The organism is Variovorax sp. V213 (assembly GCF_041154455.1).
Taxonomy (GTDB): Bacteria; Pseudomonadota; Gammaproteobacteria; order Burkholderiales; family Burkholderiaceae_C; genus Variovorax.
In genome coordinates this window covers 899,086-921,890 of the sequence record NZ_AP028665.1, presented here as the reverse complement: position 1 = coordinate 921,890, position 22,805 = coordinate 899,086, and the positions used below count along the sequence as shown (strand labels likewise).

Here is a 22,805-nt window from a genome sequence, read left to right as displayed (position 1 = left end):
GCCTCATTCGGTGGTGTTGAATTCGACGCGGCCGAGACCTTGCATCTCGAGCGCAACGTGCTGGCCGGGCTTGAGGGCTTCGGCCGCGGTGGCGCCGCCGGCCATCACCAGCCACCCCGGCTCCAGCGGCTCGTCCGCGCCCGCGCTCAGACGCGCGGCAGCAACAAGGGAGCGCAGCGGATTGCCGAGAATCCCCGCGGTGCTGCCGACTTGACGCGGCGCACCGTCGATCGACAGGATGAGGCCCAGATTGCTGAAGTCCTGCCGCGGGTCGCACCACGGACCGATCACGTATCCCGACGACGACGCGTTGTCGGCAATCACGTCCTCCAGCGAGAAGCGGAAGTTCTCGAAGCGGGAGTCGATGATCTCGAGCGCCGGGGCAATTGCCACCACGGCATCGAGCGCCTGCGCGAGGCTGGCGCCTGCGGGCAGCGGCTTGCCGAGCAGGAAGGCCAGTTCGGGCTCGACGCGTGGATGGACGAACCGGCTCAGTGCCACCTGGCCGCCATCCTCTTGCGCCATGGCATCGGTCAGGCGCCCCCAGATCATGTCGTGCACGCCCATCTGAACCATCTTCGCGCGGCTGGTGAATCCCATCTTCATGCCGGTGCGCCGCTCGCCGCGTGCGAGCCGCTGTGCAATTGAAGCGCGCTGAATCTCATAGGCGTCCTCGACGCTCAGCTTTTCCTCCTGCCCGAACTGCGAGATGGGTTTTGCATGGCGTGCGGCATCGTCCACCCGCTGCGCCAAAGCTGCGATTCGTTGCTGGCTCATTGCTGTTGCTCCTCGAACACTGCGCGTACCGAACCAAGGCCCTGGATGCGGGCTTCGAAAACATCCCCGGCGTTGACGGGAACCATCGGCCCCAGCGCGCCGGTGAGCACCACGTCACCGGCCTTCAGGCCGCGCCCCAGTTCGGCCATCTTGTTGGCCAGCCACAGGGCCGCATTGAGCGGATGCCCCAGGCACGCAGCGCCCGCGCCCAGGCTGACCTGCTCGCCTTTGCGCTCCATGACCATGCCCGCCAGGCGCAGGTCCAGGCCGTCCAGAGGCACCGGGGTGTTGCCCAGCACGAACAAGCCGCTGGAGGCGTTGTCTGCCACCGTGTCGACGAAGCGGATGTTCCATTCGGCAATGCGACTCCCCACGATCTCGATCGCGGGCAGCGCGAAGGCGACGCCCCGCAGCATCTGCGCCATCGAGATGCCGGGTTCGAGCAAGTCGTGCTCCATGACCAGCGCAACTTCCGCCTCCACCTTGGGTTGCATCAGCCGGGACCAGCGCACCGGCTCGCCGTCGGCGATCGCCATGTCGGCGAACAACATGCCGTAGTCGGGCTGGTCCACGCCGAGCTGCTTCTGCACCGCCTTCGCCGTGAGGCCGATCTTCCGGCCGACGAGCCGTCCGCCGCCTTGCAGCTTGCGCTGAGTGTTGACCTCCTGGACGGCGTACGCCTCTTGCGGGCCGAACCCGGGGAAGGTCTCCCGCAAAGGCGCGACTGCCTTGCCGGTGACGGCGGCGCTCCACAGCGAATCCGCTGCCGCTTCGATGTCACGCGTGCTCATAAGGAACCTCCCCCAGGCTTGTCACTTCGTGTCTTTCGCACACCCCCTCCTGAAGGAGGGGGCGAGCGCCTTCGGGCGGCCGGGCGGCGCTCATTGCGCCGCTCCGTTGAACTTGATGCAAACGTTGGAAAGCTCGGTATAGAACTCGAGCGAGTGAACGCCTCCCTCGCGGCCGATGCCGGATGCGCCGGAGCCGCCGAAGGCCGTGCGCAGGTCGCGCAGGAACCATGTGTTGACCCACACGACGCCCACCTTCAAGGCGTTCGCGAAGCGATGTGCCCGGTCGACGTCCTGCGTGTAGACGGACGCGGCCAGGCCGTATCGCGTGTCGTTCGCCATCTGGAGTGCCTCGGATTCGCGATCGAACGGGATGACGCAACAGCACGGGCCGAAGATCTCTTCGCTGGCCACGCGCGAGCCATGGGGCAGGCCCGTCCACACCGTTGGCTCGATCCAGGCGCCAGCCTTGAGCGCAGACGGTACCTTCGGCACGCCGCCGCCATGGACGACAGAGGCGCCCTCATCCCTCGCCAGGGCGTAGTAGCCCAGGACCTTGGCCTGATGCTCCGCCGAGACAAGGGGCCCGAAATTGGCTTCGGGATCGTCGGGCCGGCCCGGCTTCAGGCGTGCCGCTGCGGCAGCCAGCCGCTGCACGACGGCGTCGAACACCGGGCGCTGCACGTACACCCGCTCGGTACCCAGGCAGACCTGGCCCGAGTTCTCGAAGACCGAGCGGGTCAGGCCGGCGATGGTCACGTCCAGGTCCGCATCCTCGAACACCACCGCGGCGTTCTTGCCGCCGAGTTCCATCGAGACCGGCTTGATGCCTTCCGCAGCCGCCCGCATGATCGCGGCGCCCGTGCGCGTCTCTCCCGTGAATGTGACCGCGTCGATGTCCGGATGCGTGGTGAGATATTCGCCAGCGGAGTCCGGGCCGAAGCCGTGCACCACGTTGTAGACCCCCTTGGGGATGCCCACGCCGTTCATGACTTCACCCAGCAGCGCCGCGGTGGCAGGCGTCTCCTCCGAAGGCTTGACGACGACGGTGTTGCCGCACGCCAGCGCGGGCCCGACCTTCCACGTCATCAGCAGCAGCGGCAGGTTCCACGGGCACACCACGGCCACGACGCCCTTTGGCCGTCTCGATGCATAGTTCAACGCGGGCTTGCCATCCGGCGCATGGCTGGCAAAGCTCTCTGTCGGCACATTGCGCACCACATCCGCAAACACGCGGAAGTTCGCCGCGCCTCGCGGAATGTCGAGATGCGATGCCAGCGAGCGCGGCTTGCCGGTGTCCGCCACTTCAGCGGCAAGGAAGTCCTCCGCGCGGCGGTCGATCTCCGCGGCAAGCGCATACAGCAGGTCGCAGCGTTGCGCGAGCTTGAGGGAGCCCCAAGGGCCATGGAGCGCCTCGCGGGCTGCGCGCACCGCGTCGTCCACGTCCTCGCGCCCGGCCTCGCTGACCTTGTCGATGAGCGAGCCGTCGACAGGGTTGATGTCGTCGAAGCTCCGGCCGCCGCGCCCCTCGCGGTATTCGCCGTTGATGAAATTGAGAATCACGGTTGTGCCTCCTGGAAGTTGATCTCTGGGTCCCCCGCGGTGAGGTACTCCCACATTCGTTCGAAAATGCCACCGGCATCGGTGGCTCGCCGGTCACGCTCGGCCGCATCGAGCACGACCGATTCGTCCTCCAAGCCGGCCGCCAGCACGGCAAGCTCGATCCGCGCCGCGTCCTCGAGATACCAGGTCAGCACCACCGCCTTGGCGAGCGAGTCGCTCGCGACCAGCACGCCATTGCCGCGCATCACGATCGCATTGGCGCTTCCCATCGCGTCGATCACCGCTGCGGCCCGTTCGTCGTCCCGCACGAGTTGCGGGTCGTCCCACAAGGCCGCACCGGCACCAAAGTAGGCGCCCATCCCATGGCGAGTGCGGGGCGTGCGGCGTGCGGTGCCCAGCGCCATGAGCAAGGGCGGCATCGTGCGAGTCACGGCATGAACGTGCGCGCGGCGCTGATAGATCTGCTGGTGCAATCGAACCTCGCCCAGCACACCTGCCGGTAACGCCCCGGTCACAGGTACGACGGTGCCCGGCTCGCCAGGGCCGATCAGGCCCATCGGCCGCGAGGCACACACCAGGAAGTGGCCCTCGTCGAGGCGGACGCTGCAATGGCCATAGGCGTGTGCCAGGCCGTGACGCGCCAACGCGCGGGCAGCAATGCGCAGTTCGCGCTGAACGGCTGGAGTAGCGTTCAAGGTGATGCCCCTCAGGCGGGATCGCGAAACTCTGCGATGTCGGGCACGGCCCCCCACATGCAGAACGATTCGTTTCCGCGGGGAAACTGCCGCGGCTGGTAGGTCTGCTCCTCTTCCGCGGTGATCAAGCGCACGCCGGTGGAGTACTCGAAGATCATTCCGTCCGGTCCGTAGAAGTAAAGAAAGCGCGCGCCGGAGGTCGGGTGGCGACCCGGGCCGAAGGCGATCCTGACCCCCTTCTTCTGGAGCATGTACCAGGCGCGCATGATGTCGTCCACGCTTTCGACCTGGTGGTTGACGTGCTGCACGCCCGAGCGGGTCGTCGGAAACATGGCCACCTTGTGATGCACCTCGTCGATCCGCAGCAGTGGCGCATCGCCGATGCGGTCACTCACGCGCGCCCCGAGCACCTGGGTCCAGAAGCGCTCGTCGCGCTGGGCGTCGGTCGTGCACAGCCCGACATGGCTGAAGCCCGTGATGCCGGCATCACGCGACGGAAAGTAGCGGCGCCCGCTATGGTGGGGGCCGACGACGAGATCGATCTTGTTGCCGGTGGGATCCCTGAAGTGGATAAAGCTGCGCACGCGGCGTTGCTCGCATTCGTCCGCGGAACCGAGGCGAACCTCGACACCGGCGTTGCTGAGTTCCGCAGCGGCCGCGTCCAGTTCATCGGCGGTGCGCAACTCGAAGCCCACCGTGTGGTCGGCAGGGTCGCCGTCGAAGTACACCAGGGTGTGATCGCGACTGTCGCTGCGGAAGTACGAGGCGCCCGCCTCCTGCCTTGCACGCTCCAGGCCGAGCATCTCGCGCGCAAAGAGGTCCGCCTGGTCACGCTGCCGGGTTCCGAGGCGCACGTAACGAATATCGAGCAGGTTGATCACCGCATGTCTCCTTTTGCTGGGGTTGCCGGCACTTTAGAAAAATCGATGACATTCCGGAAATGAAAAAATAGAATTCGTGATATGTCATTAGCGAATATCAAGGCAGGCCGCCCTGCCCGTCTCCTGTCGCGGCAGGTCGATCTCAACCTGCTCGAACTCTTCGAAACCGTCTACCGCACGCGAAACCTGACCGCGGCCGGATCGCAGCTCGGCCTGACGCAGCCGGCGGTCAGCCGGGGCCTTGGACGGCTTCGGGAGATGTATGGGGATGCCTTGTTCGTCCGGCAACAGCGCGGCGTGGTGCCGACGCCCTTTGCCGACTCGCTGGTGTCTCCCGTGAGCTCGGCGCTCGAGATCCTCCGCTCCACCGTCTACCGGCCTACCTTCAGTCAAGCCGAGGAGGCACGCACGTTCAGGATCTCCATGAGCGACATCGGCGAGCGGCTGTTTCTTCCACGCCTGATGCGGCACCTGGCCGAGGTGGCCCCGCAGGTCGTCATCGAGGTCGTGCCGCCGAGCGGGGGCGAGCTGTTCGACGGGTTGGCGTCGGGCCAGATCGATCTCGCGGTGGGCTATCTCAGCGACCTGGGCAAGCAGATGCACCAGCGCCGCCTGTTTCGCGAACAGTTCGTGTACGTGGCCCGCAAGGATCACCCCGGCGTCAAGGGCAAGCTGCGCCGCGACCAGCTACGGGAACTGGCGCATGTGGTGGCAGGCCCCGAAGGAATGCAGCACGCCGCGGCCGTGGAGAAGGTGCTGTCAGGGAGCCGCATCAAGGCAAGGGTGGCACTGAGAGTCCACAGCTTCCTGTGCGTGGGGCCCATCGTCGCGAGCACCGACATGATTGGCGTGGTGCCCAGCAACCTGGGGGCGGTGGTCGCGCCCCATATGCAGTTGCAGCTCGTGGAGCCGCCGGTGCAGTTCCCGGCTTTCGATGTCTCAATGACGTGGCATCAGAGATTCCATCGCGACCCCGGCAGCGAGTGGCTGCGCAGCGTGTTCGTCACCCTGTTCGACTCGCTGAGGGTGCCCTTCGAGACCGAGGCGTAGGCACATCCTTGTCGGCGGCCAGGCCCTGGCGCTATGGGTCGAACACTATGAGGTCGCCGTGTCCGAAGGTGTCGCAGCCATTTCGCGTGATGTTGATTTTCTGACAGATTCACCTGCGCGCTGGTGCCGTCACGGCGGAGCGAGCGGATGTGACGTTCCGGTCATGCATGAGCTCACGTCCTGCGCAGCAGGCTCGTCAACCTCCATGAGTTGAGAGAAAAGCAGAACGAAAAGGGCCAGATGCAATTGCACTTAGCTATCGATGTTGCACGCGAATTTCTGCGCGCTGAGGCGGCGAAGCACGACATCAAGGAAACACGCTCTGGACGCAGTCCGCTGCAAGCGTTTTTCAAGGAAGTCGTGAAGCTTGCCCGCGATGATGCCGGTAAAAAGGTTGCCAAACGCCATGGCATTCACGTGGCCGACGCTCTTGACCCTTCGTTGATCCCCGCTGGTCCCTTCTGGGATCGACAGTGGCCGCAAATCGCGAAGCTGATGTCGCCCGCCTATCGGGCGCTGTTTGCGCCACCTGAATAGGACGACTGATAAAACGCCCGATTCAGTCAGGAATGGCGCAAGCCCTGCGGGGACGGATTGCACTGACCGATTGATGGAAGATTGCAGGCAGTTGAACAATGCAGGACCGGATCGCGCAGCTACGCGATCGACTGCGACTGGTAACCCGGCTATCCATACGCGAGATAGCCAGACGTACAAGCCTGTCTCGCAACACCGCAAGAAGGTGCCTGCGAGCCGGCGAAGAAGAGCCGCGCTACGCCAAGCGGGCGAGTTCGAGCAAGCTTGATCCCTATGCCGACAAGCTCGCGACCCGGGCTCGCGGTCGAGGCCGCCAAATCGCGGAAACAGCGACGCAATCTGCGACAGATCCACACTGGATTCTAAGAACGCCAACGCAGTCCCTTTCAGGCCACGATTGCTTGCATAGAAACTACTTCGGGGCGCCGTTTGTGCCAACTTCGGCAGTCATCCAGGCGGGAATGTCTCGCTGCCCACGAAGCACGCGCCAGACGTCAATGTGATCACCGCGCTCGACGTAGAAGATCAAAAAGGGGTAACGCGTCAGCGGCCAGGTGCGTAGCCCGGGAAGATTCAGCTCGTGCGCGTAGCGAGTAGCGCCCGTCGCGGGGAAGCGGCCGATGTGGGCATATGCGCGTTCCAACGCGTCAATGAAACCCAATGCCGCTTGCTCGGCGTCTTCGCCAAGGTAGTAGTCGATAGCCGAGTCGATATCCAGGTTTGCCCGCTCACGGGCGATGACTGGCTTGGACTTCACTCGCGATCAGTGGATCGCGCGCGAACACGCACACGCTCGCGCAGGGAGCCGAAATACTGGGCGCCGTTTGGAGCCGCCGGAAGGGAAGCCGCCCCCTCCAGGAGCAGCTCGCGCAACTGCAGCCGATCTGCATCCTTGCGGATCAATTCGCGCACGTACTCGCTGCTGGTGCCATAGCCGCGCTGAATCACCTGCTCATCGACGAAAGACTTGAGAGAGTCAGGAAGCGAAATGTTCATGGTGCCCATGCGCGTTATCTTAAAAAGATTGGCAAAATTTGGCAAGAACGGCGTGCCATAAGAGCGTTGCAAGCTCCTGTAACCAGCCATGGGAACGCTGCCCACGCGACCGCCAATTTCAATTGAATAACCATCGCAGTGTCGCAACGGTGCGGCGGCTGGTTGGCTGGACGCGGCGGCGGGTGGCTGACGGCCAATTCCTGCTGGCCGCAAGCCCCGACGCGGCCGCTTCAGGTTTACGAACATACTCGCTGACGAAGCCGAGGAAGCCGGCGCAAGTTCAACCGGGCGCACCTTCCCCATGAAGCCGGATGATCAAGGCACGCATCCAGGCGACCGCGGGATCCCGGTGATACCGGCCGTGCCAGAACAGGTTGATCGCAATCTCGGGTAGCTTGGCCGGATGGCGGACATATGCCAGTCCGAACGGTTCGGCCAAGGCCTGGGCGAGCCGCTCGGGGACTGTTGCCACCAGGTCGGAGTCGTGCAGGATATGGCCGACCGCCACGTAGTGCGGAACGGTCAGGACGACCTTGCGAACGATCTTCTTGCGGCTGAGAAGCTCGTCCGCCTTGCCGTGGCCGGTTCCCTCCGAAATCACGACCACGTGGTCAGCTTGCGAGAACTCGGACAGCGAGATCTGCCGCTTGTCGAGCGCGTGGCCGCGGCGAAACATGCAGACGTAGTGCTGCTTGAACAATCGCCGCTGGAAATAGCCGCTCTTGAGCTGCGGCAGCAAGCCGATGGCCAGGGTGACATGGCCCGACTCCATTTCGTCCTGGAGATTGACCGCCGTGTTGCGAACGGTGCTGAGCGAGAGCCCTGGTGCGACGCGCGCCAGCTCCTTCATCAGTTTGGGCAGGAAATAGATCTCCCCGATGTCGGTCATGCCGATGGTGAAGGCGCGCGTCGAGGTGGCTGGATCGAATGAGCTTCGCTGGTTGATCGCGGCATGGATCGTTTGCAGGGCGCTCGCGGTCGGCTCGGCCAGTTGCTCGGCGAAGGGTGTCGGCTCCATGCCCTTCGGTGTTCGAAGAAACAGGGGGTCGTCGGTCAGCTTGCGCAGGCGCGCCAGCGCATTGCTCACGCCCGGCTGGGAAAGGCCGAGATTCGTCGCCACCTTCGACACCCGTCGATCGATGAGCAGCTGGTTGAAAACAACCAGCAGGTTGAGGTCGATGTCCTTGAGCTCCACGGGCAGCTCCCATTCGCGAAATCTATATGAGGTATTCGGCACATTCTATTGAACGATGGGGCCGAACTGCCGATCATCGGGTACCACGAGACGAGCGGCCCATGCGACACGGCCGCACAGGAGACAAATATGGATGACACATCAACAGTCTTTCCGCAGCAGATCCACTGGGAAGACAAAGGCACCAGCCGCATCCCCTTCATGGCCTATACCGATGCCGACCAGCACCGGCGTGAGCTCGAGCGCCTCTTCTACCGCGGCCACTGGTGCTACGTGGGCCTGGAGGCCGAGATTCCGGAGGTCGGCGATTTCAAGCGCACGGTGGTCGGCGAACGCTCGGTGATCATGGTCCGGGATGCCGAGGGCTCCATCAGCGTCGTCGAGAACGTGTGCGCGCACCGGGGCATGCAGTTCTGCCGCGAGCGGCACGGCAACCGCAAGGCCAGCGGGTTCACCTGCCCCTATCACCAGTGGAACTATTCGCTTGGCGGCGACCTGCAGGGGGTGCCCTTTCGCCGCGGCGTCAAGCAGGACGGCAAGGTCAACGGCGGAATGCCGGCTGACTTCAAGCCTGCCGACCACGGCCTCAACAAGCTGAAGGTTGCAACGCGCGGCGGCGTCGTGTTCGCGTCGTTCGATCCGGACGTCGAATCGCTCGAGGACTTCATGGGCCCGGAGATCCTGGGCTACTTCGACCGGCTGTTCAACGGCCGCAAGCTGACGATCCTCGGCTACAACCGCCAGCGCATTCCCGGCAACTGGAAGCTGATGCAGGAGAACATCAAGGACCCGTACCACCCGGGCCTGCTGCACACGTGGTTCGTCACCTTCGGGCTCTGGCGGGCGGACAACAAGTCGGAGCTGAAGATGGACAGCCATCACCGGCACGCCGCCATGATCTCGACCCGCGGCGCCAGCGGCAAGGCAGACCAGGTCACCCAGGTGTCGAGCTTCAAGGAAAGCATGACGCTCAACGACGACCGCTTCCTGGACATCGTGCCCGAGCCATGGTGGGGCGGCCCCACGGCGGTGATGATGACGCTGTTCCCGAGCGTGATCTTCCAGCAGCAGGTCAACAGTGTCTCGACCCGGCATATCCAGCCGAGCGGACCGGGCGCCTTCGATTTCGTCTGGACGCACTTCGGCTTCGAGGACGACGACGATGCGATGACCTTGCGGCGGCTGCGCCAGGCCAATCTCTTCGGGCCGGCGGGCTTCGTCTCGGCCGACGACGGGGAGGTGATCGAGCTTTCGCAGAAAGGCTTCGAACAGAAGCCGTTCCACCGCACGCTCGCCGAGCTTGGCGGACGCGACGTCGGCGACACGGACCACATGGTCACCGAGACCCTGATCCGGGGCATGTACGAATACTGGCGCAAGGTCATGGAGGCTTGAGATGAACTTCCAGGACTACTTCGACCTGACCCAGCTCTACGCACGCTACGCCCAAGCCGTGAGCTCCGGCGAATGGGAACTCTGGCCGGAATTCTTCACGGACGACTGCAGCTACCGCCTGCAGCCGCGCGAGAACTACGACCGCGGCTTTCCGCTTGCCACGCTGTCGTTCGAGAGCAAGGGGATGCTGAAGGACCGCGTCTACGGCATTCGCGAGACCTTGTTCCACGACCCCTACTACCAGCGCCACGTCGTCGGGACGCCGCTCGTGCTGAAGGCCGAGGCGGACCGCTTCGAGTGCGAAGCCAACTACGCGGTGTTCCGCACCAAGCTGTCCGAACTCTCGAGCGTCTTCAGCGTGGGGCGCTACATCGACGTCGTCGTGCGCACCGCCGAGGGACTGAAGTTCGCCTCGCGCCACGTCATCTACGACAGCGAAATGATCCCCAACTCCGTCATCTATCCCCTTTGAGGCCAGCCATGAGCGAATATCAATGGACCGATGCCGCACCCCTGGACGAGGTGCCCACCGATGACGTCATCGGCATGCTGGTCGGCGGGCGCGACATCGCGCTGTACAACGTGGACGGCCAGATCTACGCGACCGACAACGTGTGCACCCACGGCCATGCCCGCCTGTGCGAGGGCTTCCTGGAAGGGCACGAGATCGAGTGCCCCCTGCACCAGGGCAAGTTCGACGTGCGCGACGGCAAGCCGACCTGCGCCCCTGTGACCGAGGCAATCCGCTCGTACCCCGTGAAGATCGACGCGGGCCGCGTGTTCCTCTCGCTGGACTGACCGCCCTGCTCTCTTGCATGGCCTTGCACCAATGACCACCGAAACCATCGTCATCGTGGGCGCCGGCCAAGCCGGCGGCTGGGCCGCGCAGACGCTGCGCAGCGAGGGCTTCGCGGGCCGCGTGGTGCTGATCGGCGACGAGCCGCATCGTCCCTACGAACGCCCGCCGCTGTCCAAGGCGGTGCTCTCCGGAGACGCCCATGCGGACACCACGCACCTGCTGAAACCGGAAGCCTTCGATGCGCTCGGCATCGACTGGCGGCCGAACGTCGGCGCGACCTTCATCGACAGGGCTGCGAAGCGGCTTCGCCTCACGCATGGAGCGGACGTTGCCTATGACAAGCTGATCCTCTGCAACGGCGGACGGGCGCGCCGGCTGAATATTCCCGGTGCGGATCTGCCCGGCGTCTTCTCCTTGCGCAGCATCGAGGATGCGGCGGCGCTCGGTGCCGCACTGTCTGCCGGCAAGCGGTTGCTCGTCGTCGGGGGCGGCTGGATCGGCCTCGAAGTGGCCGCCACGGCCAGGAAGAAGGGCCTGGACGTGACCGTCGTGGAAGCGATGGGCCGGTTGTGCGAGCGCACCGTTCCGCCCGAAATCTCCGACTACCTGCTGCAGCTGCACACCGCCCATGGCGTCGATGTCCGCCTGGGCACGGGAATCGAGCGCCTGGCGCAGAACGCGCAAGGCAGCCTCACGGCCTCGTTAGGCGACGGGCGCGAACTCGAATGCGACGCTGTCCTCATCGGTGTCGGCCTGGTTCCCAACGACGAACTCGCACGCGAGGCAGGCCTGGCCTGCGATGGCGGCGTGCTGGTCGATTCGCAATGCCGCACATCGGATCCCGACATCCTGGCCGCGGGCGACGTGGCGGCATGGCATTGCGAATGGGCCGGGCGGCGGATGCGGCTCGAGTCCTGGCAGAACGCCCAGGAACAAGGCATCGCCGCTGCGCGCGCCGCGCTCGGCACCGCGGTCAATCATCAGCCGCTGCCCTGGTTCTGGTCGGACCAGTACGACGTCAACCTCCAGATCTACGGCATGCCCACGCCTGCGCATCGCGCGGTCGTGCGCGGCGATCGGAACTCCAGCAGCTTCGTGATGTTCTTCCTCGACGCCGACAAGGTGGTCGCGGCGCTGGGCCCCAACGCCGCGCGCGATCTGCGCTTTGCGCGGCGCCTGATCGAGCGCCGCACCAGCGTCGATGCGGCACAGCTCGCCGACCTCCAGGTGCCGCTCGCCAAGCTTTGAAACAGACCCGCAACGCGAGTCCGCCTCCGAACCCCATTACTGCAAGCATCATGACTACCCCCTATCTCTGGACCCCTCCTCCCATCCCTTCGCTGCCGGTGCGCGGCAAGTCGGAGCGCCTGCCCGTCAACCGGCTGTTCTTCGTCGGCCGCAACTATCACGCCCACGCCATCGAGATGGGCCGACCGGTCGACAAGACGGTGGAGGTGCCGTTCTATTTCACCAAGAGCCTGCCGACGCTGGTCGAATCAGGCGCCACCGTGGCCTATCCACCCGGGACGCAGAACTACCACTTCGAAATGGAGCTGGTGCTCGTCGTCGGAGCGCCGGGCTTTCGCGTCAGCCGCGCCGACGCCCACAAGCTGATCTACGGGTACGCCTGCGGCCTGGACATGACGCGGCGCGACCTGCAACTCGTGGCCCGCGACAAGGGCCGGCCCTGGGATCTCGGCAAGGACGTGGAGCAGTCGTCGGTGGTGTCCGAGGTCGTCCCCATGGCCGGCACGGTGCTCGACCAGGGTGCGCTGGCACTGAGCGTGAACGGCCAGGAGCGCCAGCGCTCCGATCTCTCCAAGCTGATCTGGAACATCCCCGAACTGATCGAGGATCTTTCGAAGTTCTACCACCTGCAGCCTGGCGACCTGATCTTCACCGGCACGCCGGAAGGCGTGGGCGCGCTCCGGCCGGGCGATCGCGTCGAAGGCAGCGTTGCGGGCGTGGGCGAGATCACGCTCACGGTCGGCCCGGCCGAGTGAAGCGCAAGCCGACGCAGCATTTCTCCCGGTAAACGATACAGCGACAGACGCGCCGTGTGAGCGCTCGTCGCAACGGTCCCCACGAAAGAACTTCCATGACAGTCGACACCGTACCCTTCCTCGTGCGCCTGAAGGCCGTCTGGGTGGACAGCCGGCCACGGTGCTCAAGGAAGACGACCAGCTCAAGCCGGAGATCGGGAGCCAGATCGTGCGCAAGTTCATCGACAAGGACAAGGTCGACGCCATCGTCGCCTTGAGTTTTTCCAACGTCATGATGGCGAGCCTGCCGCGGATCGCGGAGTCCGGCGTCGTCGCCATTACCACCAACTCCGGGCCGTCGCCGCTGGCCGGGGCGGGTTGCAAGGCCAATGTGTTCTCGACCACCTGGCAGAACGACGGCGCAGCCGAAGCCATGGGCAAGTTCGCGCAGGACAGGGGCGTGAAGAAGGTCTACCTGATGGCGCCCGGGAGGGCTCAGAAGCTCGGAACATCCTTTTCCGGCGGCCTGGCGGCGAGTACCCTCTGCTGCTCCGCGAATATCTCGCCGATGTAGGTCAGGAGATCCACTCCCGCGATCTTCGGCTCCGTTGCGCGTGCATCCCCCGATGCGGCCTCGGCTTCGTCCACCTGGGTCACGGCGCCGGCAAGCTCAAGCGGTGGACGGCCTTGCTGGCATGCACCCGCAGCGAGGCCGAGTCCTGTGAGCGCTGCTGCATGAAGTATTCTGGTGAAGTCCATATCGACCCCCGGGGTGGTTGGATGTTGAAGAAACTGGAATGCCGTTCGCGGCGGCCGGGCCGTTCGCACAAAAACGCGCGCCTCTGTCATTCCCCCCCGATACAGAGCCGATGCCAGCGCACCACGCGCTGGCCGCAATAGCGCTCGACGACGCGCGCAACGAGCTCCGTGTTGCCGGACGTCTCCCATCGCCTGTCGAACCAGACCATGGCCTCGTAGAGGTTGTCGGAGTCGCCCGTCGAGTCGTACCTGTCCATCAGTGCAACAGAGAGTTCCCGATTTGCAAATTCGTCTCCACTGCCCGCTTCGTTGCGCAGCAGATCGAGCCTGGACGAGGCCGCGAGATGGACTCGAGGCGCTTTCCGCGTGGCTGCGATCGCTGCGATGGGACTGTGTATCGCCGACGCCATGAGGGCGCCGGATAGAAACGCCCCGCTCGCGAAGGCGCCGATGAGCTGGATGCGCTTCGAGTGCCGGAGCTTGAGTACGCCGTGTGCCCCTGCGCACAGGCGTCGAACAGTGCGGTGGAACATGAAGAACTTTCTGAGGCCGGCTGTGGTGCTGTGCAAGGCTAGGCGATCGGCGAGGCGGACGCGTCATCGGAATCGATGATGCGGCACTGCTGTGGCTGTCGTTGTTGCGATTTTTTTGAGACTGCCGTGGTGCGAGCGGACATGCGAGGTTCGCGGCACGCCATCCCGTTTTCTACCGTCCGGTAGAAATCCAGCGATCGACCTTCGCAAAGGCCTTGGGCCACTGCAAGAAGCTCCTCACGCGCGGCATTCATCAGTGCACCCGAAACGCAGCGTACTACCGGCGAGCGGCCTCCACAATTGGACGAAAGGCATAGAGCGCCCGCGAAGATTGCGCGCCGCCTGCGCTGCGAACACAACATGAAGTCGTCATTAACGGTGAGTGACAAATTCAGCTCACCAGCGGGGCGCGACCTATCCCGTGATGATCGGCCGCAGCGTATCGATCTCTTCGATCATGAAGTCGAAGAATGCAGCGACGCGCGGCGTGTGCCGCAGGTCGGCACGGGTCAGAAGCCGCCAGATCCGCGCCAGCTCGGGCACGGGACCGAGCACGCGCACGAGTTCGGGCTCCGCATCGGCAATGGCGGTAGGCAGCGGCGCAATGCCCACGCCGGCTTTCACGGAATAGAGCAGGCCGAGCACGCTGTTGTTGCGCGCAACCACCCTGCCGCCGGGAGCCACGTCGCGCAACCACTTGGCTGCACGATGGTTGGCCATCGTCTCGTCGAACCCGACCAGGTCGTGCTGCGCGAGCGCCTCGATCCGATCGGGCTGGCCGCAGCGTTCGATGTAGGCGCGGCTTGCATACACCGCCCAGAGCGAGTCGCCGATCTTGCGCCCGACCAGTTCGTTGTCCTCGGTATCGCCGGAGCGCAGGGCGACGTCCGCTTCGCCCTTCATCAGGTCGAGGTACTTGTCGCTCATCACGAACTCGACGCGCAGCCCGGGGTACCGCGCATGAAAGCGGTCGAGCAGTGTCGTCTGCGTGATGCGGTAGACCAGCGGCTCGGGGCAGGTCACGCGGATCACGCCCACCGCTTCGAGCCTGACCGATTCGAGTTGCCGTTCAAGCGCGGCCACGGCCTGCGCGACGCCCTCGGCATAGGGCAGCAGCGCCTCGCCGAACTCGGTCAGCCGGTAGCCGGTGGGATGGCGCTGCACGAGCGGGCGCCCGAGGCGGCGCTCGAGCTCGGCGAGCCGGCGCTGGACGGTGGACTGGTTCACCTTCAACGCCCGGCCCGCGGCCAGCGTGCTGTGGTGGTGGGCCACGGCCAGAAAGTACTTGAGGTCGTTCCAGTCGAACATGGCGCGAGCTATGCGTTTGTGCGGCCCCATTCTGCATTCCTGCGGCTTACGCCGGGACATGTCGACGCCTATGCTGGGTTCAACCAGGGAGTGCAAGCCACCCAATGCCATCCGGCGACTGAAAGGATCGATGATGACGAACCCGTTGATCGCACCCACAGTGGACGCGCAAGCGTTCAAGACCGCCATCCGCAGCGAGTGGGACCACGCAGCCCCGGGGTGGAACGGCCACGCCCCGCAGATACGGCAGTGGCTGGACCGCGCCACCGGGGCCATGCTCGAAATGGCCGGCGTCACAAAGGGCGCGCGCGTCCTCGACGTGGCCGCCGGCGCAGGCGACCAGACCCTCGACGTGGCGCAGCGGGTCGGGCCCGATGGCTTCGTGCTCGCGACCGATCTGTCGCCCGTGATCCTGGGCTTGGCGCAGGACAACGCCCGGCGCGCTGGCTATGCCAACGTGCAGACCGAAGTGTCCGACGGCGAAAACCTCCCGGTCGAAGCGGCCAGCTTCGACGCCGTGGTTTGCAGGCTCGGGTTGATGTTCTTTCCGGACCCGCTGCAGGGCCTGCGCGAGATGCACCGTGCGCTCAGGCCCGGAGGTGGTGCCTGCACGCTGGTGTTCGGAAGGCCCGAGCGCAATCCGTGCGTCACGACCCTGATGTCGACGGCGATGAAGCATGCGGGGCTGGCGCCGCGCGACCCGTTTCAGCCCGGCACCCTGCTGAGCCTGGGCCGGCCGGGGCTGATCGACGAGCTGTTCAAGGAGGCCGGCTTCACCGAGGTGGCCACCACGACGATCGATGCGCCGTTCAAGCTGCCCTCGGCGCGCCACTACCTGGATTTCGTTCAAGCGTCGGCAAGCCCGGTCCGGCAGATCCTGGGCCGGTTGGACGCCGGTGCCGCCGCCGCCGCATGGGCCGAGATGGAGGAGCGCCTCGCCGCCTTCAATACTGCGTCCGGCTGGGAAGGCCCGAACGAACTCCTGCTGACCGCGGGGTGCCGATCGCCGCTTCAGCAGCCCTCGACCGCCACCAGGTAGTCGACCGCCGCCGGCTGCCGCAGCGCCAGCAGCGGCGCATACTCGGGCGAGGCGAACCAGTCGCGGATGTGCTGCATCGAAGGAAATTCGATCACCACCAGGCGGCTGGGCTTCCAGTCGCCCTCGAGCACTTCGAGCGTGCCGCCGCGCACGATGAAGCGGCCGCCGAATTTCTGTATGACGGGCAAGACCTGCGCCTTGTACTTGTCATAGGTCTCGTGGTCCTGGATCTCGGTCTGCGCAATCAGGTAGGCGGTCATGGCGGGCTCCTTCTTTTGCCGGCCATCATGCGGATGGCCGGCACGCGAGGCAATACCCTGCCGGCGCTCTCAGGCCTCCAGTGCCTCCAGCGGTCCGAAGAACTCGTAGCGCAGCTGCTGCTTCGGCACGCCGAGGGCCAGGCCGCTGGCGTACACCGCCTTCATGAAAGGCTTCGGGCCGAGGAAGTAGAGATCCACGTCGCGGTCGGCCGGCAGCTCCTGCGCCAGCAATTCGCGCGTGACGAAGCCCGTGGCATGCGGCCGGTCGGCATCGCGCGGCGTGTCGTAGACGTAGAGCGGCTTCACGTTGGCGTGCTTGGCCGCCAGCGCATCGACGCGCGCACGGAACGCATGGGCACCGCCATGCCGCGCCGCGTGAATGAAATGCACCGGGCGGCCGGTGTGCGCCACCGATTCGAGCATGCTCATGGCCGGCGTGATGCCCACGCCGCCCGTCACCAGCACGAGCGGACGTGTGCCCTCGCCCGCAGGCTGCAGCACGAAGTCGCCGCAAGGCGCCTGCACCTTCAGCAGCGTGCCGACGGCCGCGGTGTCGTGCAGCCAGTTCGATGCCTTGCCGCCCTCTTCCTTCTTGACGCTGATGCGGTACCAGGGCTTGCCCGGTGCATCGGACAGCGAATAGTTGCGCCGCAAGGGTTCGCCGTCGATGTTCAGCACCAGCGTGAGGTACTGCCCCGGCGAGAACGCCAGCAGCGGACCGCCGTCGGTCGGCTCCAGGTAGAACGAGGTGATGATTTCGCTCTCGTCCTCGCGCCGGGCGACGCGGAACTCGCGCTCGCCGCGCCAGCCGCCAGTCTGCGCGGCGTTGGCACGGTAGACCTCTTCCTCCGCGGCAATGAGAAGCGCCGCCAGCGATTGGTAGGCCTCGCCCCATGCCGCGATGATCTCGTCGGTCGCGGCGTCGCCGAGCACGTCCTTGATGGCGCGCAGCAGGCAGGCGCCGACGACCGGATAGTGTTCGGGCAGCACGCCCAGCGCGGCGTGCTTCTGGATGATGCGCGGCAGCGCGCCGGCGATTTCATCGAGGCGATCGATGTGCGCGGCATAGGCCAGCACCGCGCCCGCGAGTGCGCGCGCCTGGCTGCCGGCGGCCTGGTGCGCCTCGTTGAAGAACGCCTTCACTTCCGGATGGCTCTCGAACATGATCCGGTAGAAGTGGCTGGTGATGGCCTCTCCGTGCGCCTGGAGTGCGGGCACGGTGGCTTTGACGATGGCGATGGTCTGCGGGTTCATGGTGGGGCTCGAATCGGAAGTGAACGACGCTGATGCCTCTCACGATCCGTGCCAGTCGGACGGCACCCGCCAAGTGCCCGTGGGCATTGGGGAAATTCTTTTTGTGGTCAAATTCGCAACAGGATCAATGTTGTATTTATGACCACAAACAGTGTCAATAAGACCACCAACGAGGCGGCCGGACCAGCCGCCTCGGCGAGCGAAGGCGGCCGATACCGCTCGCTTCTGGCCGCGGCGCGCGGCCTGGTGCAATGCGATGCCGCCGCGCTGCTGCGGCTGGACGGCGATGTCCTGCGGCCGGTGGCCGCGGACGGCCTGAGCGACGAGACCCTGGGCCGGCAGTTTCCGATCGCCTCGCACCCGCGCTTTGCGCGCCTGCTCGAGAGCGGCCGGGGCTTGCGCTTCGCCCACGACTGCGGCCTGCCCGATCCGTACGACGGCCTCGTGGCCGGCCAGCCGGGCATCCTGCCCGTGCACGACTGCATGGGCGCGCCGCTGCGCCTGCACGGCACCGTCTGGGGCCTGTTGACGCTGGATGCGCTCGAGCCTGGGGCCTTCGAGACCGTGAGCCCGGCGCAGCTCGATGCGCTGGTTGCCCTGTTCGAAACCGGCATCGAGGCCGCCCAGACCATCAAGGACATGGAAGCGCGCGCCATGCGCGAGCAGGCCGTCGTGCAGGCCCTGCGGTCGGGCCACGGTTCCGCGCGCGAGCTGCTGGGCAGCAGTAGCGCGATGAAGCAGCTGTGCAGCGAGATCGACACCGTCGCGGCCTCCGACCTCACCGTGCTGCTGCTCGGCGAGACCGGGGTCGGCAAGGACCTGGTGGCGCAGCGCCTGCATGCGCATTCGCGCCGCCGCGAGCAGCCGCTGGTGCAGGTGAACTGCGCGGCGCTGCCCGAGACGCTGGCCGACAGCGAGCTCTTCGGCCACAAGCGCGGCGCGTTCACCGGCGCGATGCAGGACCGCAGCGGCAAGTTCGAGATCGCCGACGGCGGCACGCTCTTTCTCGACGAGGTCGGGGAGCTGCCGCTGACGGTGCAGGCCAAGCTGCTGCGCGTGCTGCAAAGCGGCGAGGTGCAGCGGCCCGGCAGCGACCGCACGCTGAAGGTCGACGTGCGCGTGATTGCGGCCACCAACCGCGACCTGCCGGCGGCGATCGCGCAAGGGCGCTTTCGCGCCGACCTCTACCACCGGCTCTCGGTCTATCCGCTGGTGGTGCCGCCGCTGCGCGAGCGCGGGCGCGACGTGGTGGCGCTGGCCGGCGGCTTTCTGGAAGAAAACCAGCATCGCCTGGGGGCGCGCAATCTGCGCTTGTCACCGGCCTCGAAGGCCGCCCTCCTGGCGCACAGCTGGCCCGGCAACGTGCGCGAACTCGAGCACGTGGTCAGCCGCGCGTCGCTGCGGGCGTTCACGGAGCAGCGCCGCGGCGCGCGCTGGACGGCGATCGAGCCGCATCACCTGGCGCTCGACGCTGCGGCTGCCGGCAGTGCCCAGGCACTGTCCGCGCCACCCCTGCCCTCCCACGCGCCCGCGGCGGCTCCGGCGGGCGCCCCCGCGGTGCTTGCCGCCGCGGGCGGCACGTTGCGCGAAGCCACGGAGGCGTTCCAGCGGGCGTGGCTTGCGGACGCGCTGGCGCGGCATCACGGACACGTGGCCAACGCCGCGCGCGAGGCCGGCGTCGATCGCAGCAACTTCCATCGGATGCTGCGCAAGCTCGGCATGCGGCCGTCCGCGTCAGGCGACTGAACGCGGGCCGCGCCTGGTGGGCGGCCCCGGGCGAAGCGACTCGAAGGCCTCCGCCAGCGACAGCACGCGGCCGCAGTTCACCGCCTGGTAGCCCGGCAGCCGGTTCACCGCCTCCTGGTAGGCATCGCTGCGCAGGATGGCCAGCATCCGCTGCACGATGGGCGCGGCGAGCGAACGCTCGTCGCACAGCAGGAAGTAGCGCTCCACCTGGTTGGAGATGAAGTCCAGCTTGAACTGGCGCGCCGGCGTCTCCACGCCATAGCCCGCATCGGCCATGCCACTGGCCACGAAGGCCGCCACGGCCGCATGCGTGAATTCGCATTGCTCGTAGCCCTTGATCGATTCGGGCGCGATGCCCTGCTCACGCAGCTGCAGGTCGAACAGGTAGCGCGTGCCCGAGCCCGCCTGCCGGTTGATGAAACGGACGCCGGGACGCGCCAGGTCGGCCAGCGTGTAGATCTTCTTCGGGTTGCCCGGCGCCACCATCAAGCCCTGGTGCCGCGTGGCCATGCCGATGACTTTCTGCGTGTCCGGGTTGAGCCAAGCGCCGTAATGGGCGACGGCCTCGCCCTCGAACGCGCCGAGCGGCACGTGAAAGCCCGCCACGTCGCAACTGCCGTGGTGCAGCGAGGCCACGGCTTCTTCGCTGCCGCAGTAGCGCAGATCGCCCGGCACCTGCGCCGCAGCCAGGAAGCCGTGCAGCGCCTCGATGGCGAAGCCGTGGCTGGCGTGAATGCGCAGCAGGGTCGGCGCGGTGGGGATCAGCTTCTCGATCTCGGCGCCCAGCTCGGACGCCAGCGAATCCAGCAGCGGCGACAGGCGCGCCGTGATGCGGCGGTCGGCCCACACCAGCTTCTCGCCCAGCGGGGTCAGGCTGGAGCCTTTGCCCCGCTGCATGGCCACCAGGGGCTGGCCGAACAGGGTTTCGCCCTGGCGGATGAGTTCCCAGGCATGGCGGTAGGACACGCCGCTCGCGGTGCAGGCGCTCGACAGGCTGCCGTGCTCCAGCACCTTCACCAGCAGTTCGATCACCCGCGGCGCCAGCGCCGCACCGTCGGGCTGGCGAATGGTCCATTGCGGCTTGATGTGCACTTCATGCATGAGTTTCGGCTTTCTAAAGCATATTTATTGGGCTGAACGCCTCATATTGTGGCGTCTTGCGTCGCTCCATACACTCGCTCCACCACGAATATCGCAACTCCAATTAGGAGATTGAAAGCATATGCATGACCTGGGCATCGCGACCGCCATCGCCGCCGCGCACAAGGATGTTCCCAGCGGGCTGCTGCCCGCGCTGCACGGCATCCAGGACGCGCTGGGGCACATCCCGCCCGAGGCCGTGCCCCTCATCGCCGAGCAGTTCAACCTGTCGCGCGCCGAGGTGCATGGCGTGGTCAGCTACTACCACCACTTCCGTTCCGCGCCGGCCGGCCGCGTGCTGGTGCAGGTCTGCCGGGCCGAGGCCTGCAAGTCCATGGGGGCGGATGCGCTGCTGGCACATGCGGCGGATCGGCTGGGCTGCGACGTGCACGGCACTTCGGCGGACGGCCAGTGTTCGCTGGAACCGGTGTTCTGCCTCGGCCTGTGCGCCTCGTCGCCCGCCATCGCGGTGAACGACGAGGTGCATGCGCGCATCACGCCGGCGCTGTTCGACGCCATCGTCGAAGAAGCACGGAGCGCCTCATGACCGTCACCCTCTATGTTCCACGCGACTGCGCGGCGCTGGCCGTCGGCGCCGAGCGGGTCGCTCAACGGATCGCGGCGGAAGCCTGTGCGCGCAACGCGGATGTGCGCATCGTGCGCAACGGCTCGCGCGGCCTGTTCTGGCTCGAGACGCTGGTCGAAGTGGCCACGCCGGCGGGCCGCGTGGCCTACGGCCCGGTCACGCACGCCGATGTCGCCGGCCTGTTCGACGCCGGCTTTCTGGCCGGCGGCGCCCATGCGCTGAACCTGGGCCTGACCGAAGAGATTCCGTACCTGAAGAAGCAGGAGCGCCTGACCTTCGCCCGCATGGGCGTGACCGACCCGGTGTCGGTGGCCGACTACGTGGCGCATGAAGGCTTCGCGGGACTGCGCCGCGCGCTCTCGCTCGCACCCGCGGAAATCGTGCAGCAGGTGCTCGACTCCGGACTGCGCGGCCGCGGCGGCGCCGCATTCCCGGCCGGCATCAAGTGGAAGACCGTGCTGGCTGCAGAGGCGCCACAAAAATACATCGTCTGCAATGCGGACGAAGGCGATTCGGGCACCTTCTCGGACCGCATGACGATGGAAGGCGATCCGCTGATGCTGGTCGAAGGCATGGCCATCGCCGGCATTGCGACCGGCGCGACCGAGGGCTACATCTACGTCCGTTCGGAATACCCGCATGCCATCGCCACGCTGGACGAGGCCATCCGCAATGCCGAGCAGGCAGGCTTTCTCGGCGACGACATCCTGGAGTCGGGCCGCAGCTTCCGCCTGATCGTGCGCAAGGCGGCCGGCGCGTACGTGTGCGGCGAAGAAACCGCGCTGCTCGAAAGCCTGGAGGGCCGCCGCGGCATCGTGCGCGCCAAGCCTCCGCTGCCGGCGCTGCAAGGACTGTTCGGCCAGCCCACGGTGATCAACAACGTGATCACGCTGGCGTCGGTGCCGCTCATCCTGGCGCGCGGCGCGGACTTCTACAAGAACTTCGGCATGGGCCGCTCGCGCGGCACGCTGCCGTTTCAGCTGGCCGGCAACATCCGGCATGGCGGCCTGGTCGAAAAGGCATTCGGCCTGACCTTGCGCGAACTGCTCTACGACTTCGGCGGCGGCAGCGCGAGCGGCCGGCCGATCAAGGCGGTGCAGGTGGGCGGCCCGCTGGGCGCCTACGTGCCGGAATCGCAATGGGACTTGCCGCTGGACTACGAGGCCTATGCGGCCGTGGGCGCGGTGGTGGGGCACGGCGGCATCGTGGTGCACGACGACGCGGCCGACATGTCGCAGCTCGCCCGGTATGCCATGGAGTTCTGCGCGATCGAGTCCTGCGGCAAGTGCACGCCCTGCCGCATCGGCTCCACGCGCGGCGTGGAAGTGATCGACAGGATCACCAGCAACCAGAACCGGCCACAGCAGGTCATTCTCCTGCGCGACCTGTGCGACACCATGCTGCACGGCTCGCTCTGCGCCATGGGCGGCATGACGCCCTACCCCGTGTTGTCCGCGATCAATCACTACCCCGAGGACTTCGGCATCGAAGCCCCCGACCGCGCCGCGGCATGAATCGACGA

The 22,805-nt window shown here is 66.3% G+C and carries 24 protein-coding genes and 2 pseudogenes; 13 read left to right on the top strand and 13 right to left on the bottom strand.

Features of this window, described 5'->3' with window-relative positions:
• Window positions 1-3 precede the first annotated feature (3 nt).
• The 5 genes from ACAM55_RS29530 to ACAM55_RS29510 all read right to left on the bottom strand — a co-directional run bounded on the left by ACAM55_RS29530 (window position 4) and on the right by ACAM55_RS29510 (window position 4,704).
• Window positions 4-777, bottom strand: a complete 774-nt coding sequence (locus tag ACAM55_RS29530; RefSeq protein ID WP_369656807.1) for a 2-keto-4-pentenoate hydratase — start codon at window positions 775-777, stop codon at window positions 4-6.
• On the bottom strand, window positions 774-1,568 hold the full coding sequence (locus ACAM55_RS29525; protein WP_369656806.1) for a 2-keto-4-pentenoate hydratase: 795 nt from the start codon (window positions 1,566-1,568) through the stop codon (window positions 774-776). Before ACAM55_RS29525 ends, ACAM55_RS29530 begins: the two co-directional genes overlap by 4 nt.
• Before the next feature lie 90 nt (window positions 1,569-1,658).
• The gene (locus ACAM55_RS29520; protein WP_369656805.1) at window positions 1,659-3,128 is read right to left on the bottom strand and encodes a 2-hydroxymuconic semialdehyde dehydrogenase; all 1,470 of its coding nucleotides are present in this window, start codon (window positions 3,126-3,128) and stop codon (window positions 1,659-1,661) included.
• Complete coding sequence (locus tag ACAM55_RS29515; RefSeq protein ID WP_369657499.1) at window positions 3,125-3,829, bottom strand: class II aldolase/adducin family protein; 705 nt, start codon at window positions 3,827-3,829, stop codon at window positions 3,125-3,127. The genes ACAM55_RS29520 and ACAM55_RS29515 overlap by 4 nt, the downstream gene beginning before the upstream one ends.
• A gap of 5 nt (window positions 3,830-3,834) precedes the next feature.
• The gene (locus ACAM55_RS29510; RefSeq protein ID WP_369656804.1) at window positions 3,835-4,704 is read right to left on the bottom strand and encodes a VOC family protein; all 870 of its coding nucleotides are present in this window, start codon (window positions 4,702-4,704) and stop codon (window positions 3,835-3,837) included.
• A gap of 81 nt (window positions 4,705-4,785) precedes the next feature.
• On the opposite strand from ACAM55_RS29510, the gene ACAM55_RS29505 reads away from it, so the two are divergent.
• From ACAM55_RS29505 to ACAM55_RS29495, 3 genes and pseudogenes are all read left to right on the top strand, one after another.
• Complete coding sequence (locus ACAM55_RS29505; RefSeq protein ID WP_369656803.1) at window positions 4,786-5,754, top strand: LysR family transcriptional regulator; 969 nt, start codon at window positions 4,786-4,788, stop codon at window positions 5,752-5,754.
• Between the two features lie 240 nt (window positions 5,755-5,994).
• Window positions 5,995-6,291: a hypothetical protein gene (locus tag ACAM55_RS29500; protein ID WP_369656802.1), complete on the top strand. Its 297-nt coding sequence runs from the start codon at window positions 5,995-5,997 to the stop codon at window positions 6,289-6,291.
• A 98-nt stretch (window positions 6,292-6,389) separates the two neighbouring features.
• A pseudogene (locus ACAM55_RS29495) lies at window positions 6,390-6,645 on the top strand (helix-turn-helix domain-containing protein); the annotation flags it as partial.
• A 58-nt stretch (window positions 6,646-6,703) separates the two neighbouring features.
• Here ACAM55_RS29495 and ACAM55_RS29490 read toward each other — a convergent pair.
• The 3 genes from ACAM55_RS29490 to ACAM55_RS29480 all read right to left on the bottom strand — a co-directional run bounded on the left by ACAM55_RS29490 (window position 6,704) and on the right by ACAM55_RS29480 (window position 8,482).
• A complete protein-coding gene (locus ACAM55_RS29490) occupies window positions 6,704-7,048 on the bottom strand; it encodes a type II toxin-antitoxin system RelE/ParE family toxin (RefSeq protein WP_369656801.1) in 345 nt (114 codons plus the stop codon).
• Window positions 7,045-7,296 carry a type II toxin-antitoxin system ParD family antitoxin gene (locus ACAM55_RS29485; protein ID WP_369656800.1) on the bottom strand — a complete coding sequence of 84 codons (252 nt, stop codon included), beginning with the start codon at window positions 7,294-7,296 and terminating at the stop codon, window positions 7,045-7,047. Before ACAM55_RS29485 ends, ACAM55_RS29490 begins: the two co-directional genes overlap by 4 nt.
• 271 nt (window positions 7,297-7,567) lie before the next feature.
• Window positions 7,568-8,482, bottom strand: coding sequence for a LysR family transcriptional regulator (locus ACAM55_RS29480; protein ID WP_369656799.1), 915 nt, complete (start codon window positions 8,480-8,482; stop codon window positions 7,568-7,570).
• A gap of 129 nt (window positions 8,483-8,611) precedes the next feature.
• Between ACAM55_RS29480 and ACAM55_RS29475 the strand changes: the two genes are divergently transcribed.
• The 6 genes and pseudogenes from ACAM55_RS29475 to ACAM55_RS29450 all read left to right on the top strand — a co-directional run.
• Entirely contained in the window at window positions 8,612-9,877 is a 1,266-nt protein-coding gene (locus ACAM55_RS29475; protein ID WP_369656798.1) for an aromatic ring-hydroxylating dioxygenase subunit alpha, read from the top strand.
• A gap of 1 nt (window position 9,878) precedes the next feature.
• Window positions 9,879-10,349 (top strand): nuclear transport factor 2 family protein, encoded by a 471-nt coding sequence (locus ACAM55_RS29470; RefSeq protein WP_369656797.1) that lies wholly within the window; start codon window positions 9,879-9,881, stop codon window positions 10,347-10,349.
• Between the two features lie 8 nt (window positions 10,350-10,357).
• A complete protein-coding gene (locus ACAM55_RS29465) occupies window positions 10,358-10,675 on the top strand; it encodes a non-heme iron oxygenase ferredoxin subunit (RefSeq protein WP_369656796.1) in 318 nt (105 codons plus the stop codon).
• 31 nt (window positions 10,676-10,706) lie between these two features.
• Complete coding sequence (locus ACAM55_RS29460; protein ID WP_369656795.1) at window positions 10,707-11,924, top strand: NAD(P)/FAD-dependent oxidoreductase; 1,218 nt, start codon at window positions 10,707-10,709, stop codon at window positions 11,922-11,924.
• Window positions 11,925-11,974: 50 nt separating this feature from the next.
• Window positions 11,975-12,679, top strand: a complete 705-nt coding sequence (locus tag ACAM55_RS29455) for a fumarylacetoacetate hydrolase family protein (protein ID WP_369656794.1) — start codon at window positions 11,975-11,977, stop codon at window positions 12,677-12,679.
• Between the two features lie 133 nt (window positions 12,680-12,812).
• Window positions 12,813-13,145: pseudogene (locus tag ACAM55_RS29450) on the top strand (ABC transporter substrate-binding protein); the annotation flags it as partial.
• Window positions 13,146-13,503: 358 nt separating this feature from the next.
• Here ACAM55_RS29450 and ACAM55_RS29445 read toward each other — a convergent pair.
• Both ACAM55_RS29445 and ACAM55_RS29440 read right to left on the bottom strand, forming a co-directional pair.
• A complete protein-coding gene (locus ACAM55_RS29445) occupies window positions 13,504-13,950 on the bottom strand; it encodes a hypothetical protein (protein ID WP_369656793.1) in 447 nt (148 codons plus the stop codon).
• Window positions 13,951-14,364: 414 nt separating this feature from the next.
• Entirely contained in the window at window positions 14,365-15,258 is an 894-nt protein-coding gene (locus ACAM55_RS29440; RefSeq protein WP_369656792.1) for a LysR family transcriptional regulator, read from the bottom strand.
• Window positions 15,259-15,391: 133 nt separating this feature from the next.
• Between ACAM55_RS29440 and ACAM55_RS29435 the strand changes: the two genes are divergently transcribed.
• Window positions 15,392-16,297: a class I SAM-dependent methyltransferase gene (locus ACAM55_RS29435; RefSeq protein ID WP_369656791.1), complete on the top strand. Its 906-nt coding sequence runs from the start codon at window positions 15,392-15,394 to the stop codon at window positions 16,295-16,297.
• On the opposite strand, the gene ACAM55_RS29430 is transcribed toward ACAM55_RS29435, so the two are convergent.
• Window positions 16,270-16,557 carry a DUF1330 domain-containing protein gene (locus ACAM55_RS29430; protein ID WP_369656790.1) on the bottom strand — a complete coding sequence of 96 codons (288 nt, stop codon included), beginning with the start codon at window positions 16,555-16,557 and terminating at the stop codon, window positions 16,270-16,272. The genes ACAM55_RS29435 and ACAM55_RS29430 overlap by 28 nt on opposite strands.
• 69 nt (window positions 16,558-16,626) lie before the next feature.
• Entirely contained in the window at window positions 16,627-17,811 is a 1,185-nt protein-coding gene (gene hmpA, locus ACAM55_RS29425; RefSeq protein WP_369656789.1) for an NO-inducible flavohemoprotein, read from the bottom strand.
• A 138-nt stretch (window positions 17,812-17,949) separates the two neighbouring features.
• Here hmpA and norR point away from each other — a divergent pair, with 138 nt between their 5' ends.
• Window positions 17,950-19,557, top strand: a complete 1,608-nt coding sequence (norR, locus tag ACAM55_RS29420; RefSeq protein WP_369656788.1) for a nitric oxide reductase transcriptional regulator NorR — start codon at window positions 17,950-17,952, stop codon at window positions 19,555-19,557.
• Here norR and ACAM55_RS29415 read toward each other — a convergent pair.
• A complete protein-coding gene (locus ACAM55_RS29415) occupies window positions 19,546-20,658 on the bottom strand; it encodes a substrate-binding domain-containing protein (protein ID WP_369656787.1) in 1,113 nt (370 codons plus the stop codon). The genes norR and ACAM55_RS29415 overlap by 12 nt on opposite strands.
• Window positions 20,659-20,779: 121 nt before the next feature.
• Between ACAM55_RS29415 and ACAM55_RS29410 the strand changes: the two genes are divergently transcribed.
• Both ACAM55_RS29410 and ACAM55_RS29405 read left to right on the top strand, forming a co-directional pair.
• The gene (locus tag ACAM55_RS29410; RefSeq protein ID WP_369656786.1) at window positions 20,780-21,244 is read left to right on the top strand and encodes a formate dehydrogenase subunit gamma; all 465 of its coding nucleotides are present in this window, start codon (window positions 20,780-20,782) and stop codon (window positions 21,242-21,244) included.
• A complete protein-coding gene (locus tag ACAM55_RS29405; protein ID WP_369656785.1) occupies window positions 21,241-22,797 on the top strand; it encodes a formate dehydrogenase beta subunit in 1,557 nt (518 codons plus the stop codon). Before ACAM55_RS29410 ends, ACAM55_RS29405 begins: the two co-directional genes overlap by 4 nt.
• Window positions 22,798-22,805: the final 8 nt, after the last annotated feature.

Excerpts from the sequence above, each read along its gene's own strand:
- ACAM55_RS29460 (WP_369656795.1), top strand. The coding sequence starts at position 10,707 with ATGACCACCGAAACCATCGTCATCGTGGGCGCCGGCCAAGCCGGCGGC.
- ACAM55_RS29530 (WP_369656807.1), bottom strand. The coding sequence starts at position 777 with ATGAGCCAGCAACGAATCGCAGCTTTGGCGCAGCGGGTGGACGATGCC.
- ACAM55_RS29440 (WP_369656792.1), bottom strand. The coding sequence starts at position 15,258 with ATGTTCGACTGGAACGACCTCAAGTACTTTCTGGCCGTGGCCCACCAC.
- hmpA (WP_369656789.1), bottom strand. The coding sequence starts at position 17,811 with ATGAACCCGCAGACCATCGCCATCGTCAAAGCCACCGTGCCCGCACTC.
- ACAM55_RS29500 (WP_369656802.1), top strand. The coding sequence starts at position 5,995 with ATGCAATTGCACTTAGCTATCGATGTTGCACGCGAATTTCTGCGCGCT.
- norR (WP_369656788.1), top strand. The coding sequence starts at position 17,950 with ATGACCACAAACAGTGTCAATAAGACCACCAACGAGGCGGCCGGACCA.
- ACAM55_RS29435 (WP_369656791.1), top strand. The coding sequence starts at position 15,392 with ATGACGAACCCGTTGATCGCACCCACAGTGGACGCGCAAGCGTTCAAG.
- ACAM55_RS29505 (WP_369656803.1), top strand. The coding sequence starts at position 4,786 with ATGTCATTAGCGAATATCAAGGCAGGCCGCCCTGCCCGTCTCCTGTCG.
- ACAM55_RS29525 (WP_369656806.1), bottom strand. The coding sequence starts at position 1,568 with ATGAGCACGCGTGACATCGAAGCGGCAGCGGATTCGCTGTGGAGCGCC.
- ACAM55_RS29455 (WP_369656794.1), top strand. The coding sequence starts at position 11,975 with ATGACTACCCCCTATCTCTGGACCCCTCCTCCCATCCCTTCGCTGCCG.
- ACAM55_RS29430 (WP_369656790.1), bottom strand. The coding sequence starts at position 16,557 with ATGACCGCCTACCTGATTGCGCAGACCGAGATCCAGGACCACGAGACC.
- ACAM55_RS29470 (WP_369656797.1), top strand. The coding sequence starts at position 9,879 with ATGAACTTCCAGGACTACTTCGACCTGACCCAGCTCTACGCACGCTAC.
- ACAM55_RS29445 (WP_369656793.1), bottom strand. The coding sequence starts at position 13,950 with ATGTTCCACCGCACTGTTCGACGCCTGTGCGCAGGGGCACACGGCGTA.
- ACAM55_RS29485 (WP_369656800.1), bottom strand. The coding sequence starts at position 7,296 with ATGGGCACCATGAACATTTCGCTTCCTGACTCTCTCAAGTCTTTCGTC.
- ACAM55_RS29475 (WP_369656798.1), top strand. The coding sequence starts at position 8,612 with ATGGATGACACATCAACAGTCTTTCCGCAGCAGATCCACTGGGAAGAC.
- ACAM55_RS29405 (WP_369656785.1), top strand. The coding sequence starts at position 21,241 with ATGACCGTCACCCTCTATGTTCCACGCGACTGCGCGGCGCTGGCCGTC.
- ACAM55_RS29410 (WP_369656786.1), top strand. The coding sequence starts at position 20,780 with ATGCATGACCTGGGCATCGCGACCGCCATCGCCGCCGCGCACAAGGAT.
- ACAM55_RS29465 (WP_369656796.1), top strand. The coding sequence starts at position 10,358 with ATGAGCGAATATCAATGGACCGATGCCGCACCCCTGGACGAGGTGCCC.
- ACAM55_RS29415 (WP_369656787.1), bottom strand. The coding sequence starts at position 20,658 with ATGCATGAAGTGCACATCAAGCCGCAATGGACCATTCGCCAGCCCGAC.